This window comes from Pseudomonas sp. DF5, assembly GCF_058148225.1.
In genome coordinates, this window is sequence record NZ_JBYVYM010000014.1 from 146,963 (window position 1) to 159,676 (window position 12,714).

Annotated in this window: 12 protein-coding genes; 8 read left to right on the forward strand and 4 right to left on the reverse strand. The window is 56.9% G+C overall.

Annotation, left to right across the window (positions count from 1 at the left end; all coding sequences use genetic code 11):
- Positions 1-64 precede the first annotated feature (64 nt).
- Together AC30D7_RS15265 and AC30D7_RS15270 are read right to left on the reverse strand one after the other, a co-directional pair.
- Positions 65-739: a hypothetical protein gene (locus tag AC30D7_RS15265; RefSeq protein WP_490134614.1), complete on the reverse strand. Its 675-nt coding sequence runs from the start codon at positions 737-739 to the stop codon at positions 65-67.
- On the reverse strand, positions 696-1,163 hold the full coding sequence (locus AC30D7_RS15270; RefSeq protein ID WP_490134615.1) for a hypothetical protein: 468 nt from the start codon (positions 1,161-1,163) through the stop codon (positions 696-698). Before AC30D7_RS15270 ends, AC30D7_RS15265 begins: the two co-directional genes overlap by 44 nt.
- A gap of 203 nt (positions 1,164-1,366) precedes the next feature.
- Between AC30D7_RS15270 and AC30D7_RS15275 the strand changes: the two genes are divergently transcribed.
- On the forward strand, positions 1,367-2,137 hold the full coding sequence (locus AC30D7_RS15275) for a DUF5677 domain-containing protein (RefSeq protein ID WP_490134616.1): 771 nt from the start codon (positions 1,367-1,369) through the stop codon (positions 2,135-2,137).
- A 290-nt stretch (positions 2,138-2,427) separates the two neighbouring features.
- Here the strand turns inward: AC30D7_RS15275 and AC30D7_RS15280 are convergent, their stop codons facing one another.
- The gene (locus AC30D7_RS15280) at positions 2,428-2,745 is read right to left on the reverse strand and encodes a helix-turn-helix domain-containing protein (RefSeq protein ID WP_490134617.1); all 318 of its coding nucleotides are present in this window, start codon (positions 2,743-2,745) and stop codon (positions 2,428-2,430) included.
- 249 nt (positions 2,746-2,994) lie between these two features.
- Positions 2,995-3,396: a lysozyme inhibitor LprI family protein gene (locus AC30D7_RS15285; protein ID WP_490134618.1), complete on the reverse strand. Its 402-nt coding sequence runs from the start codon at positions 3,394-3,396 to the stop codon at positions 2,995-2,997.
- 235 nt (positions 3,397-3,631) lie between these two features.
- Between AC30D7_RS15285 and AC30D7_RS15290 the strand changes: the two genes are divergently transcribed.
- The 7 genes from AC30D7_RS15290 to AC30D7_RS15320 all read left to right on the forward strand — a co-directional run bounded on the left by AC30D7_RS15290 (position 3,632) and on the right by AC30D7_RS15320 (position 12,085).
- The gene (locus tag AC30D7_RS15290) at positions 3,632-4,609 is read left to right on the forward strand and encodes a dipeptidase (protein WP_007907542.1); all 978 of its coding nucleotides are present in this window, start codon (positions 3,632-3,634) and stop codon (positions 4,607-4,609) included.
- 79 nt (positions 4,610-4,688) lie between these two features.
- Positions 4,689-5,219 carry a DUF5943 domain-containing protein gene (locus tag AC30D7_RS15295; protein WP_052967365.1) on the forward strand — a complete coding sequence of 177 codons (531 nt, stop codon included), beginning with the start codon at positions 4,689-4,691 and terminating at the stop codon, positions 5,217-5,219.
- 15 nt (positions 5,220-5,234) lie between these two features.
- The gene (gene dgcA / locus AC30D7_RS15300; protein WP_086944436.1) at positions 5,235-7,295 is read left to right on the forward strand and encodes a dimethylglycine demethylation protein DgcA; all 2,061 of its coding nucleotides are present in this window, start codon (positions 5,235-5,237) and stop codon (positions 7,293-7,295) included.
- Between the two features lie 162 nt (positions 7,296-7,457).
- Positions 7,458-9,407, forward strand: a complete 1,950-nt coding sequence (dgcB, locus tag AC30D7_RS15305; RefSeq protein WP_490134619.1) for a dimethylglycine demethylation protein DgcB — start codon at positions 7,458-7,460, stop codon at positions 9,405-9,407.
- The gene (etfA, locus tag AC30D7_RS15310; RefSeq protein ID WP_490134620.1) at positions 9,407-10,627 is read left to right on the forward strand and encodes an electron transfer flavoprotein subunit alpha; all 1,221 of its coding nucleotides are present in this window, start codon (positions 9,407-9,409) and stop codon (positions 10,625-10,627) included. The genes dgcB and etfA overlap by 1 nt, the downstream gene beginning before the upstream one ends.
- Positions 10,628-10,642: 15 nt before the next feature.
- Positions 10,643-11,419 carry an electron transfer flavoprotein subunit beta gene (gene etfB, locus AC30D7_RS15315; protein WP_490134621.1) on the forward strand — a complete coding sequence of 259 codons (777 nt, stop codon included), beginning with the start codon at positions 10,643-10,645 and terminating at the stop codon, positions 11,417-11,419.
- Between the two features lie 99 nt (positions 11,420-11,518).
- Complete coding sequence (locus AC30D7_RS15320; RefSeq protein WP_490134622.1) at positions 11,519-12,085, forward strand: GNAT family N-acetyltransferase; 567 nt, start codon at positions 11,519-11,521, stop codon at positions 12,083-12,085.
- Positions 12,086-12,714: the final 629 nt, after the last annotated feature.

Sequence of the window (12,714 nt, forward strand, 5' to 3'; positions counted from 1 at the left end):
GTGTGGGTAGGGAATATATCAAGCTTAAAATCTTCGTAAACTCCGATGGCATAAAAATTTTCCATTATCGAACCCTGTTTTCTATTCCATATTTTGGGTTGTACGTGATGACTTTGTTTCCGAGTTTATATTTTATATTTTTAATTGTGTTGTTGGATAGGTAGGTGTTTGGGATGTGGATTCTATTAATGTGCTTTTCAGTGAGTTTGTATTCTTTTCTTAGTGAGAATTCGAAAAGCCAAGCGTGAGGGTTTTGTTCACTATACATAAAATCTATGACGGAATGGGTGAAGTGCTTTTCCAGTATGGGCTTAAATGAAGGGCAGGCATTATGAGTTACTAGTTTGCTCAGCGAGTTTTGGGGTAGCTCGAACAGTTCTTTAGTCAACTTGTGAAATTTGGCATAGTCGCAATGGAGCATCTGTAAAAACAATTCTTTGTCATGCTTTGGATCTAAAAATCCAAATTTTATACCACCTGTATCGACGGGGCTGCCAGCTTCGAAAGAGTCGATGTTATCCGTCAGAAAGGATATATTCATTTCGATGACAATTGACCCTCTGAGAAGAGGGGGATTCTCAATTGGCATGCCTATATTGAAGTAATCTGTCTGGCTGGTGTCACTCAAATTGCCATTTATTTTTTCAAGCATGTGAAGTTTGTTTAAGGTTAGAACCTTTGAGAAAATCGCCATTTTATGGTTTCTTGTTTTTTGTGATCTGTTTTTGCCATTGCCCATTTGCCGTGTCTAAAATTGATTGATATTTCGTTTGATAGTTATCGACTTTTTCTAGTGTTATTTTGTGTTTTGATGGGTCATCTTCTTCTTTTTTTCTATCCATGGTAATAAGATGAGATAGCGAATAAAGATCGCACACTGTTTTTATGTTCATGCTCATTCGCTCTTGATACATATATTTGCTTAGTATTTGTCCCGCTAGTCCGCCTAACGAACTAGTGAAAATTGCAACCATTGAAATAGCGAATAGAGAGGACTTTGCATTGAGCGCTATGAGTAGAGTCGTTAAAAAAGTCAAAATCATCTGGCTTAATGAAAATATTCTATTCAGCTTTTGGTTGTCTGCGCGCTTGGCATTGAACTCCACAAGCCGTGCAGCGATCTGTTTTTCTAATTCAACTAGTGTTTTTAAGTTGTGTTCCATAATAAATCCTGTGTCGGAAAGTAACAAAATTTAGATATTTAGCATGATGCCATTTTGGCATTATCCGGCAAGTGCAGCAGTTAAATCAAGCAAATTTTGTTTTTGTGATATTTGTTGCGTTTGTGAGGCTTTAGATGTTGCGGGAGTTCGGCAAGTTAACGCTATTGTAATACTTTTAGTATGGGTTGTTTTGGGGGTGTTCTATGACTTCGGTAGGCTTTGAGTCGAAGTGTGAAGAATTATTGGCTATCTGCGAGGGGATGGTGTCTGAAATGAAAGGGGGGTTGATAGATGACTTGGAGTATATGTGCCAAATTTTCTTTCTTCGTCAGATTCAACATATGGGAAGTATTTTGAAGCTGAAGGGGGAGTGTGACAGCCAGCTTATATCGCGAAGCATGTTTGAAGGGGCTCTTTACTTGATGTATGCGAAAAAGGATCGTCGCGTGGCCAGGCGTTGGCGATTGTATTGTATGGTTGTGGATAAGCAAAGAATGGATGAGGCGGATTTGCAAGGTGTATTTACTCCGCTAGATGTTAGAAAAATGGTGGAAGAATCGCTTCCAGAATGCGATGAGTTATTTAAAGGTGCAAATGGAGAGTATGCACAAACCTGGCGTGAAGGTGAAAGTATTCATTCAATTGTAAAGAAGGTCGGCTTTGAAAGGCTCTATGATCAATATTATTATCCGATGTCGGATTATCATCATTGGGGAACTGTGTCGGTGGGGAAACGCTATGCAATTTCCGATGGAGGATTGAGAGTCGTGGATTCATCAGCTACGGATTCAGATAGGGTCTCGGCTCTGCTTTTAGCTATATCATGTTTGCTTTCTACTGCTGATCTTGCCAGTTTTCTATTGAGGTGTAGCGCAAAGGATATATTAGGTGAGTTTAAATCCAGTCTTCTTCAGATTCCATCGTTGGTTATTAATACTATTCCCGTCAAAGAGGGTGGGTTTGTTGGTGCCTGATTATTTGTTGCTGATGTAAGTTATATGTGATGGCAGCTTTGATCGGGGCGCACGCGAGCAGCAAAGGCTTCGATGCTTGCTGCGTCGTCGAGGGAGATGGGAAGGCTGACGTGTTTCAGCAAATAACCGGCGGAGAAGCATCGCGATGATGCTTCGCCACCTTTAATTTCTATGCCCAGAGTGTCATGAACAACCTTGGTATTCGTTGAGTGACAAACGATGGCTGTGCACTTGGGCTGGGGGGAAGCAGAATTACCGCCAACCTCGGGCGATATACGGGCAGTCCTATCCTAAAGCTGGTCGGCGGTGATGCCAAAAGCTGCGGCAATTTTTTCACGGGTTGCCTTGCGGGGCTGGGAGACCGTTTCTTGCTGGGCGAAAGCCGGTTGAGAGATACCCATGCGTTTGGCAACTTCATCCTGTGTAAGGTTCAGGTGTTCGCGCCAGGCGCGAATGGGCGTCGCGCCATCGACGATGCGACTGACCACTTCATGGGGAATCAGATCGGGCTCGACCTTCTGCGCCACATACTGCGCGTATGGAATGACCACGAAGGCCGGTTTTCCCTCGGCGTCGTTGATGATTTGAATGTCAGTAGGTGCGTTCATTGCGTTATTTGACCTCTGAATGCAGATCACTTTGATCGAGCTACTATAAGTCTTTTATAAGATTTTCGAATCTTTGCTTATATTTTTCAGGTGGCCAACAAATGAAATTTGTCAGCATGTTGCTCGAAAAAACTGCGTTAAGCCTTGCTCGGCGGGGAATTGTAGGCTTGCTCAGTGAGGCTTGTGGGAAAGGTCTTTATTGAGGGTAAAAGCTGGTAGGGCTACCAGCTTTCGACGGACGATTCAGGATCACTCCTGCCCAATCGACTCCAAAAACTCCGACCGCTCGTCACTCATCCGTGCCACGCAATCATTTTGCGCAATGTTGAACGCTTTGCTGCCGCTCGTCGCCGGGAACGCTTCCACCGCGCAATCGGCATCACGGGTCTTCAGCCATTGTTGTTGCGCGGTTTTGATTTTGGCGGTGATGTCGGCCAATTGCGCCTTGTTGCTGCCGTAGCGCGTTTGCATGCGCTCGTTCAGGCTTTGGTAGTTTTCGCTCAGCAGCTTTTCGGCGGTGTTTCTGCTGTAGGCCGAGCATTCCAGGGTCTGGACTTCGTTTTCGACGGCGTCGCAGGGGTTGTCGTCGGCCTCTTCGGCAGCCTGTACGCCAGTCGCTATCAGTGCCAAAGCCAGGAAGATGGATTTCATTGCGTCGCCGCCCTTAATTCAGTGAAACATCCGGTGATGCGGAGAATTCTGGCCCATGCGGACGGGCTTGAACAGGTGGGTAATCACCTCGGTTGATGACCCTTTGTCGTGGATTGACGCTTTCGGCAATTCCCCTGTCGTTTTTGCACCCGGCTGCCCCGTCCCTCAGGCATATGCTGGCCCCAAAGCGCCGGCAGACGATTCGGCGCATGAATCGCTAATAGGGGACAGCCTGATGAGCCCAGCCGAATTGCACGCCGACAGCATCGTTATCGACGGCCTGATTATTGCCAAATGGAATCGTGAGCTGTTCGAAGACATGCGCAAAGGTGGCCTGACCGCAGCCAACTGCACCGTGTCGGTGTGGGAGGGCTTCCAGGCCACCGTCAACAACATCGCTGCCAGTCAGAAGCTGATTCGCGAGAACAGCGATCTGGTGATCCCGGTGCGTACCACCGCCGACATCCGCAAGGCCAAGGAGCAGGGCAAGACCGGCATCCTGTTCGGCTTCCAGAATGCTCACGCTTTCGAAGACCAGATCGGCTATGTCGAGGTCTTCAAGCAGCTGGGCGTCGGTATTGTGCAGATGTGCTACAACACCCAGAACCTGGTCGGTACCGGTTGCTATGAACGCGATGGCGGCCTGTCGGGTTTCGGTCGTGAAATCGTTGCCGAGATGAACCGCGTCGGTGTCATGTGCGACCTGTCCCACGTCGGCTCGAAGACCTCCGAAGAAGTCATCCTCGAATCCAAGAAGCCGGTTTGCTACTCCCATTGCCTGCCGTCGGGCCTGAAAGTGCACCCGCGCAACAAGTCCGATGAAGAACTGAAGTTCATCGCCGATCACGGCGGTTTCGTCGGCGTGACCATGTTCGCGCCGTTCCTGGCCAAGGGTATCGATTCGACCATCGACGACTACGCCGAAGCCATTGAATACACCATGAACATCGTCGGCGAAGACGCCATCGGCATCGGTACCGACTTCACCCAGGGCCATGGCCAGGACTTCTTCGAATACCTGACCCATGACAAGGGCTACGCCCGCCGTCTGACCAGCTTCGGCAAGATCATCAACCCGCTGGGCATCCGCACCGTGGGCGAGTTCCCGAACCTGACCGAAACCCTGCTCAAGCGCGGCCATTCCGAGCGTGTGGTGCGCAAGATCATGGGCGAAAACTGGGTCAACGTTTTGAAAGACGTTTGGGGCGAATAAGCCGCCGCATCTGAAGAATCCTTTCCCCCGGCCGTCCGTGCCGGGGGCAACACAACGAATTTTCTGGAGTTAAGTTTCCATGGCCAAGATCGCCCCACAATTGCCAATCGAAGTCGACAGCGAAACCGGTATCTGGACCTCTGATGCCCTGCCGATGCTGTATGTGCCGCGTCACTTCTTCGTCAATAACCACATGGGCATCGAGGAAGTGCTGGGCGCCGACGCCTACGCCGAAATCCTCTACAAGGCCGGCTACAAGTCCGCCTGGCACTGGTGTGAAAAAGAAGCTGAGTGCCACGGCCTGGAAGGCGTCGCGGTGTTCGAGCACTACATGAAGCGCCTGTCGCAGCGCGGCTGGGGCCTGTTCAAGATCCAGGACATCGACCTCGACAAAGGCACCGCCAGCGTCAAGCTCGAACACTCCGCATTCGTCTACGTGTATGGCAAGGTCGGACGCAAGGTCGACTACATGTTCACTGGCTGGTTCGCCGGCGCCATGGACCAGATCCTGGCTGCTCGCGGCAGCAAGATCCGCACCGTCGCCGAACAAGTTTACGGTGGCTCCGAAGAAGGCCACGACGACGGTTTGTTCACCGTCAAGCCGTTGTAAGTCGAGGAACCCGCCATGGCTTTCGAAGCAATGTTCCAGCCGATCCAGATCGGCAAACTGACCATCCGCAACCGCGTGCTCAGCACCGCGCACGCTGAGGTCTACGCCACCGACGGTGGCATGACCACCGATCGGTACGTCAAGTATTACGAAGAGAAAGCCAAGGGCGGGATCGGCCTGGCGATTTGCGGCGGTTCCTCCAGCGTGGCCATCGACAGCCCGCAAGGCTGGTGGAAGTCGGTCAACCTGGCCGACGACCGGATTATTCCGCACTTCCAGAATCTGGCCGATGCCATGCACAAGCATGGCGCCAAGATCATGATCCAGATTACCCACATGGGCCGTCGTTCCCGCTGGGACGGCGAGCACTGGCCAACCCTGCTGTCGCCGTCGGGCATCCGTGAACCGGTGCACCGCGCGACCTGCAAAACCATCGAGCCGGAAGAAATCTGGCGGGTGATCGGCAACTATGCCAGCGCCGCGGCGCGTGCCAAGGCCGGTGGCCTGGATGGCGTCGAGCTGTCTGCCGTGCACCAGCACATGATCGACCAGTTCTGGAGCCCGCGAGTCAACAAGCGTACCGACGAATGGGGCGGCAGCTTCGAGAATCGCATGCGTTTCGGCCTGGAAGTGATCAAGGCTGTGCGCAAGGAAGTCGGCCCGGATTTCTGTGTCGGCATCCGTATCTGTGGTGACGAATTCCACCCTGATGGCCTGAGCCATGAGGATATGAAGCAGATCGCCAAGTACTACGACGACACCGGCATGATCGACTTCATCGGTGTCGTGGGCTCGGGTTGCGACACCCACAACACCCTGGCCAACGTTATTCCGAACATGAGTTATCCACCGGAGCCGTTCCTGCACCTGGCCGCCGGTATCAAGGAAGTGGTGAAGGCTCCTGTGCTGCACGCGCAGAACATCAAGGACCCGAACCAGGCGACCCGTATTCTGGAAGGCGGTTACGTCGACATGGTCGGCATGACCCGTGCTCACATCGCCGACCCGCACCTGATCGCCAAGATCAAGATGGGCCAGGTCGACCAGATCAAACAGTGCGTGGGCGCCAACTACTGCATCGACCGTCAGTACCAGGGCCTGGACGTCTTGTGCATCCAGAACGCCGCGACCTCCCGTGAATACATGGGCGTGCCGCACATCATCGAGAAATCCACCGGGCCGAAACGCAAAGTCGTGGTGGTCGGTGCCGGCCCTGCCGGGATGGAAGCCGCTCGTGTATCCGCCGAACGTGGCCACGACGTGACCCTGTTCGAGAAGAAAGAATTCATCGGCGGGCAGATCACTACCGCCTCGAAAGCCCCGCAACGGGACCAGATTGCCGGTATCACTCGTTGGTTCCAGCTGGAGCTGGCGCGTTTGAAAGTCGACCTGCGCCTGGGCGTGGCGGCGGATGCGGCGACCATTCTCGACCTGCGTCCGGACGTGGTGGTGCTCGCTGTCGGCGGTCATCCGTTCCTGGAGCAGAACGAGCACTGGGGTGCGGCTGAAGGCCTGGTGGTCAGCAGCTGGGACATCCTCGATGGCAAAGTGGCGCCGGGCAAGAACGTGCTGGTCTACGACACCATTTGCGAGTTCACCGGGATGTCGACGGCCGACTTCCTCGCCGACAAGGGCAGCCAGGTCGAGATCGTCACTGACGACATCAAGCCGGGCGTGGCCATTGGCGGTACGTCGTTCCCGACCTACTACCGCAGCATGTACCCGAAAGAAGTGATCATGACCGGCGACATGATGCTGGAAAAGGTCTATCGCGAAGGCGACAAGCTGGTGGCGGTGCTGGAAAACGAATACACCGGCGCCAAAGAGGAGCGGGTGGTTGACCAGGTGGTCGTCGAGAACGGCGTGCGTCCGGACGAAGAAATCTACTACGCCATGAAGGAAGGCTCGCGCAACAAAGGCCAGATGGACATCGAAGCCCTGTTCGCGATCAAGCCACAACCTTCGCTGAGCCAGGCGGGCGACGGCTATTTGCTGTTCCGCATCGGCGACTGCGTGGCCCAGCGCAACACCCACGCGGCGATCTACGACGCGCTGCGGTTGTGCAAAGACTTCTAACGGCTTGCACATGACCCTGTGGGAGCGGGCTTGCCCGCGATAGCGGTGGATCAGTCAATGCAGATGTGACTGACAAAATGCAATCGCGGGCAAGCCCGCTCCCACAGGAACCGAGTAAGGCATCTCGACCTGCAAGACCCCGAGGTCTTTGGGAGCTCCACCATGTTGAACACCCTTCTTCCAATCCTGTTGTTCGCTGCCCTGGGCCTGGCTGTCCTGGGCGCATTGCGGCGGGTGGCTATGTGGCGTCAGGGCCGGGCTTCGAAAGTCGACCTGATCGGCGGTCTGTTCGCCATGCCCAAGCGTTACATGGTCGATTTGCACCACGTCGTCGCGCGGGACAAATACATCGCCAATACTCACGTCGCCACGGCCGGTGGTGCGGTGGCGTCCATTGTGCTGGCGATTCTGGTTCACGGTTTCGGCCTGCATAACCGCATTCTCGGTTATGCACTGCTGTTGATGACGGCAGTGATGTTCGTCGGTGCGATCTTTGTCTTCCTGCGCCGCCGCAATCCGCCGGCCCGGCTGTCCAAAGGTCCGTGGATGCGCCTGCCGAAAAGCCTGCTGGCGTTCTCGGCGTCGTTCTTCCTGTTGACCCTGCCGGTGGCGGGCATTCTTCCGGAAAACTTCGGTGGCTGGGTGCTGGCGGCGATTCTCTGCGTCGGTGTGCTGTGGGGCGTGTCGGAACTGTTCTTCGGCATGACCTGGGGCGGGCCGATGAAGCACGCCTTCGCCGGTGCCCTGCACCTGGCCTGGCACCGTCGCTCCGAACGTTTTGGCGGCGGTCGTTCCACCGGTTTGAAGCCGCTGGATCTGAATGATCCGAACGCGCCACTGGGCGTGGAAAAACCCAAGGATTTCACCTGGAACCAACTGCTCGGCTTCGACGCCTGCGTGCAGTGCGGTAAATGTGAAGCTGCGTGCCCGGCATTCGCCGCCGGGCAGCCACTGAACCCGAAAAAACTGATTCAGGACATGGTCGTCGGCCTGGCCGGTGGTACGGATGCCAAATTTGCCGGCAGCCCTTACCCAGGCAAGCCGATCGGTGAGCACGCTGGTAATCCGCATCAACCGATCGTCAACGGTCTGGTGGACGCTGAAACCTTGTGGTCTTGCACCACGTGCCGCGCCTGCGTCGAGGAATGCCCGATGATGATCGAGCACGTCGATGCCATCGTCGACATGCGCCGCCATCTGACCCTGGAAAAAGGCGCGACCCCGAACAAGGGCGCCGAAGTCCTGGAAAACCTGATCGCCACCGACAACCCGGGCGGCTTTGCTCCGGGCGGGCGGATGAACTGGGCGGCGGATTTGAACCTGAACCTGCTCAGCGAGAAGAAATCCACCGACGTGCTGTTCTGGGTCGGCGACGGTGCCTTCGACATGCGCAACCAGCGCACCCTGCGTGCCTTCGTCAAAGTGCTGAAAGCGGCCAAGGTCGACTTCGCAGTGCTGGGCCTAGAAGAGCGCGACAGCGGTGACGTGGCCCGGCGTCTGGGCGACGAGGCGACGTTCCAGCTGTTGGCCAAACGCAACATCCAGACCCTGGCCAAATACCGCTTCAACCGCATCGTCACCTGCGACCCGCACAGCTTCCATGTGCTGAAAAACGAGTATGGCGCTTTCGATGGCAACTACCTCGTGCAGCACCACAGCACTTACATGGCGGAGATCATTGGCGAAGGCGCTCTGAATCTCGGTCAGCACAAAGGCAGCAGCGTGACTTATCACGACCCGTGCTACCTCGGTCGCTATAACGGCGAATACGAGGCGCCGCGTGAAGTGCTGCGCGCCCTGGGCATCGAGATCAAGGAAATGCAACGCTCCGGCTTCCGTTCGCGCTGCTGCGGCGGCGGTGGCGGTGCGCCGATCACCGACATTCCGGGCAAGCAACGGATCCCCGACATGCGCATGGAAGACATCCGCGAAACCGGCGCCGAACTGGTGGCCGTGGGTTGTCCACAGTGCACCGCGATGCTTGAAGGCGTGGTCGAACCACGGCCGTTGATCAAGGACATCGCCGAACTGGTGGCTGATGCGCTGCTTGAAGACGCCGCGCCGGGAAAGCCTTCGGCACCGGCCAAACGTGAACCTGCGGAGGTGCATTGATGAGCGACATTATCCGCCGCGACCCTCGCGCTGAATGGATCGCCCGCAACCGTCTGCACCCGCTGCACGCGGCCATGCAACCGGTGCAACACAGCTGGATGGGGCCTAACGGCGTCATCCGCAAGAATCCCCACGGGATCGGTTTTATCGGTCCCAACGGGATCAAACGGATCGACCGCAGTGGCGCTCAGCAGGGCGGGGCGACGAAACGCTCGGCCGCGGTTGAAGTGCAATTGCCGCTGCATCAAGTGGCTGCACCCGCGTTCTACATCAGCGTGGTGCCGGACATGGTCGGTGGCCGCTTGAGCAGCCACGACCGCGATTTGCTCGGCCTGGCCCATCAGTTGGCCGGCAAGGACGGCGCGGTACTGGCGGTGGTCTTCGGTGAGCACAAGGAAAACGCCTTCGCCACGGCGGGCGTTGACCGCTTGCTGGTACTGGAAGGTGACGAATTCAGCGGTTATGCACCGGAACAACGCGTCCAGGGCCTGCGGGCTGTGGATAACCAGTTCAGCCCGCGTCACTGGCTGCTGCCGGACAGCCGCAGTGGTGGCGGCGAACTGGGTCGACGCTTTGCTGCCGCACTGGGCGAACGTCCGGCCACACGGGTCTGGCAGGTCAAGGATCAGGAATGCATCGGCCGTGCCGGTGCCGGTTTGCAGGACCTTGCGCGGCCGGTGGCCCGCTTGATTCTGGCAGCTGCCGAATGCGCCGAACCGGTCAGCGAAACCCGTCACGAAGCGTTGCCGGTGGAGTTATCCACAGCGGTCGCTCGCAGCTTGTCGCGGATCGAAGATCTGGGCGCGGTGGCGGTGGACCCGGCGGCGATTCCGATGGCCGAAGCCGAGTTCATCTTCTCTGGCGGCAACGGGGTCAAGGACTGGGGACTTTTCCACAGGACGGCCGAGGCGTTGGGCGCGACCGAAGGTGCGTCGCGGGTGGCGGTGGACGATGGTTTCATGGCGCGTGACCGTCAGGTCGGCGCGTCTGGCACCTGGGTAACCGCGCGGGTTTACGTGGCGGTGGGGATTTCCGGGGCGATCCAGCACCTTCAAGGCATTGGTGCCTGCGACAAGGTGGTGGCAATCAACCTCGATCCGGGTTGCGACATGATCAAACGGGCCGACCTGTCGGTGATCGGCGAGAGCGCCGAGATTCTTCAAGCCTTGATCGATGCGGTAGAGGCTTACCGCAACGACGCCAAGCGCGATGCGGCTTAAGGGAAGGAAAGGGTTATGAGCACGAAAATCATCAGCCTGGTGTCCATCGGCGCCCACCCGACCTCCGGCCGGCCACGCCGCGCCGAGCAGGACGCGCGGGCCGTTGAGCTGGGTCTGCAGTTGGCTGGGGATAACCTGCAAGTGCTGCACGCCGGCGACGTTGCGGAACCGGCGCTGCGTGCCTATCTGGGCATGGGCCTGGAACAGTTGCATGTGCTGGAACAACCGGTCGGCGCAGATGCGCTGCCGGCATTGACCGCTTATTTGCGTGACGCCGGGGCGCAGGTGGTACTGACCGGCAGCCAGGCGGAAACCGGTGAAGGCTCGGGCATGTTGCCGTTCTTGCTCGCCGAAAGCCTCGGCTGGCCGCTGGTGGTGGGCTTGGCGCAAGTCGAATCCATCGACGGTGGTTCGGCGCTGGTGCTGCAGGCCTTGCCGCGTGGTCAGCGCCGTCGCTTGAAAGTGCGCCTGCCGTTTCTGGCGACTGTGGATAACGCAGCGCCCAAGCCTCGGCAAAGTGCCTACGGCCCGGCGCGACGCGGAGTGTTGCAGGCGGATGAAGTGGAAGTGGTTGACGATGAACTGCTGGCGGTGGCCACGCTGCAACCGGCCAAGCCACGACCCAAGCGCCTGAAAGTGATCAAGGCCAAGAGCGGTGCAGACCGCATGAAGGCCGCGACGGCCAAGGCCAGTGGCGGCGGTGGGCAAGTGCTCAAGGGCGTGACCGCGCAGGCGGGCGCTGAAGCCATCCTCAAGTTGCTGATTGAAGAAGGCGTGGTTCGTCAGGGTTGAGCGACAGCGACAACCGGTCATAAAACCGTTGGCCTGGCCGGTTGTGACGCATCAACCTGCACGCTAAGAAGGTCGCTCGTATTCTGGGGAGTTACACCAATGGAAGTTGAATTTCGTCCGGCTCTGCGCACGGATGCGCGAGAGATTGCTCGTTTGTTCCAGATTTCGTCAGAGGGTGCTTCGGATTACATCTGGAGCCAGCTGGCGGAGCCCGGGCAGGATCTGCTGGATGTGGGGGCCATTCGTTACGCCCGTGAAGATGTCGATTTCTCCTATCAGAACTGCCTTGTCGCAGAGGCTGACGGACAGGTCATCGGCATGATGCACAGCTATGTGATGCGTCACGATCCGTCGGCGGCTCCCGTGACTGATCCGGTGCTGGCGCCTTACGCCGACATGGAAGTCCCCGATACCCTCTATATTTCGAGCCTGGCCCTGCATGAGGGGTGGCGAAACAAGGGGCTGGGTGTGCGCTTTCTGGAGCACGCTCAGCATCGCGCCGATCAAATGGAACTCAACGGCCTGAGCCTGATCGACTATGCGGCGAATACCGGGGCTCGGCGTTTTTATGAGCGCCATGGTTTTGGGATCGTCAAAACCTGTCAGGTTGTTCCCCATCCGATGATTCGGGTGACGGGCGAGGCGTATCTCATGTATCGGCCTTAAGGGCCCGGTTTTGATTGTGTAGTGTACATATCCGTTTCTGCGGTAACGGCGACTTATGGTTTCGCTCTTACAGCGAGTCACTTTCGAAAAGCGCGAAAGTAACCAAAGCGCTTTTGCCCCGCCATTCGGTGCCTCGCCTAGGCTCGGCATGCCCTCACTCCGGCATTGCTCCGGGGGCCCGCCGCCATCGGCCATCCATGGCCGGGGGCGGCTACCGCGGCATCCATGCCGCGGTGCCCCCTGCGCAACGCCTGCGTTCGGCCTCTGGGAAAGGGGCGTTCAGATCAAGATCAAAAACCAAAGCAAAGCAAAAGCAAAAGCAAAAGCAAGATCAAAAGATCGCAGCCTTCGGCAGATTCTATAGGGGACACGTTCACTTGAAGTCAGGCCGGCCGGTAGGCCGCCTCGCTTTTGCTTTTGCGGTGCACGCCCCCTCGTGAGGCCGAGTGGAGGTTCTGCGCAGTGGGCAACCCGGCATGGATGCCGGGTTAGCCGCCCCCGGCCATGGATGGCCGATGGCGGCGGGCCCACGGAGCAGGACCGGAGCGAGGGCATGCCGAGCCTAAGCGAGGCACCGAACGAAAGGGGCAAGAGCCTTTTGGTTACTTTGGGGCTTTTCCAAAGTGACT

Excerpts from the sequence above, each read along its gene's own strand:
- AC30D7_RS15270 (WP_490134615.1), bottom strand. The coding sequence starts at position 1,163 with ATGGAACACAACTTAAAAACACTAGTTGAATTAGAAAAACAGATCGCT.
- dgcB (WP_490134619.1), top strand. The coding sequence starts at position 7,458 with ATGTTGAACACCCTTCTTCCAATCCTGTTGTTCGCTGCCCTGGGCCTG.
- AC30D7_RS15265 (WP_490134614.1), bottom strand. The coding sequence starts at position 739 with ATGGGCAATGGCAAAAACAGATCACAAAAAACAAGAAACCATAAAATG.
- etfA (WP_490134620.1), top strand. The coding sequence starts at position 9,407 with ATGAGCGACATTATCCGCCGCGACCCTCGCGCTGAATGGATCGCCCGC.
- AC30D7_RS15320 (WP_490134622.1), top strand. The coding sequence starts at position 11,519 with ATGGAAGTTGAATTTCGTCCGGCTCTGCGCACGGATGCGCGAGAGATT.
- AC30D7_RS15285 (WP_490134618.1), bottom strand. The coding sequence starts at position 3,396 with ATGAAATCCATCTTCCTGGCTTTGGCACTGATAGCGACTGGCGTACAG.
- AC30D7_RS15280 (WP_490134617.1), bottom strand. The coding sequence starts at position 2,745 with ATGAACGCACCTACTGACATTCAAATCATCAACGACGCCGAGGGAAAA.
- etfB (WP_490134621.1), top strand. The coding sequence starts at position 10,643 with ATGAGCACGAAAATCATCAGCCTGGTGTCCATCGGCGCCCACCCGACC.
- AC30D7_RS15290 (WP_007907542.1), top strand. The coding sequence starts at position 3,632 with ATGAGCCCAGCCGAATTGCACGCCGACAGCATCGTTATCGACGGCCTG.
- AC30D7_RS15295 (WP_052967365.1), top strand. The coding sequence starts at position 4,689 with ATGGCCAAGATCGCCCCACAATTGCCAATCGAAGTCGACAGCGAAACC.
- AC30D7_RS15275 (WP_490134616.1), top strand. The coding sequence starts at position 1,367 with ATGACTTCGGTAGGCTTTGAGTCGAAGTGTGAAGAATTATTGGCTATC.
- dgcA (WP_086944436.1), top strand. The coding sequence starts at position 5,235 with ATGGCTTTCGAAGCAATGTTCCAGCCGATCCAGATCGGCAAACTGACC.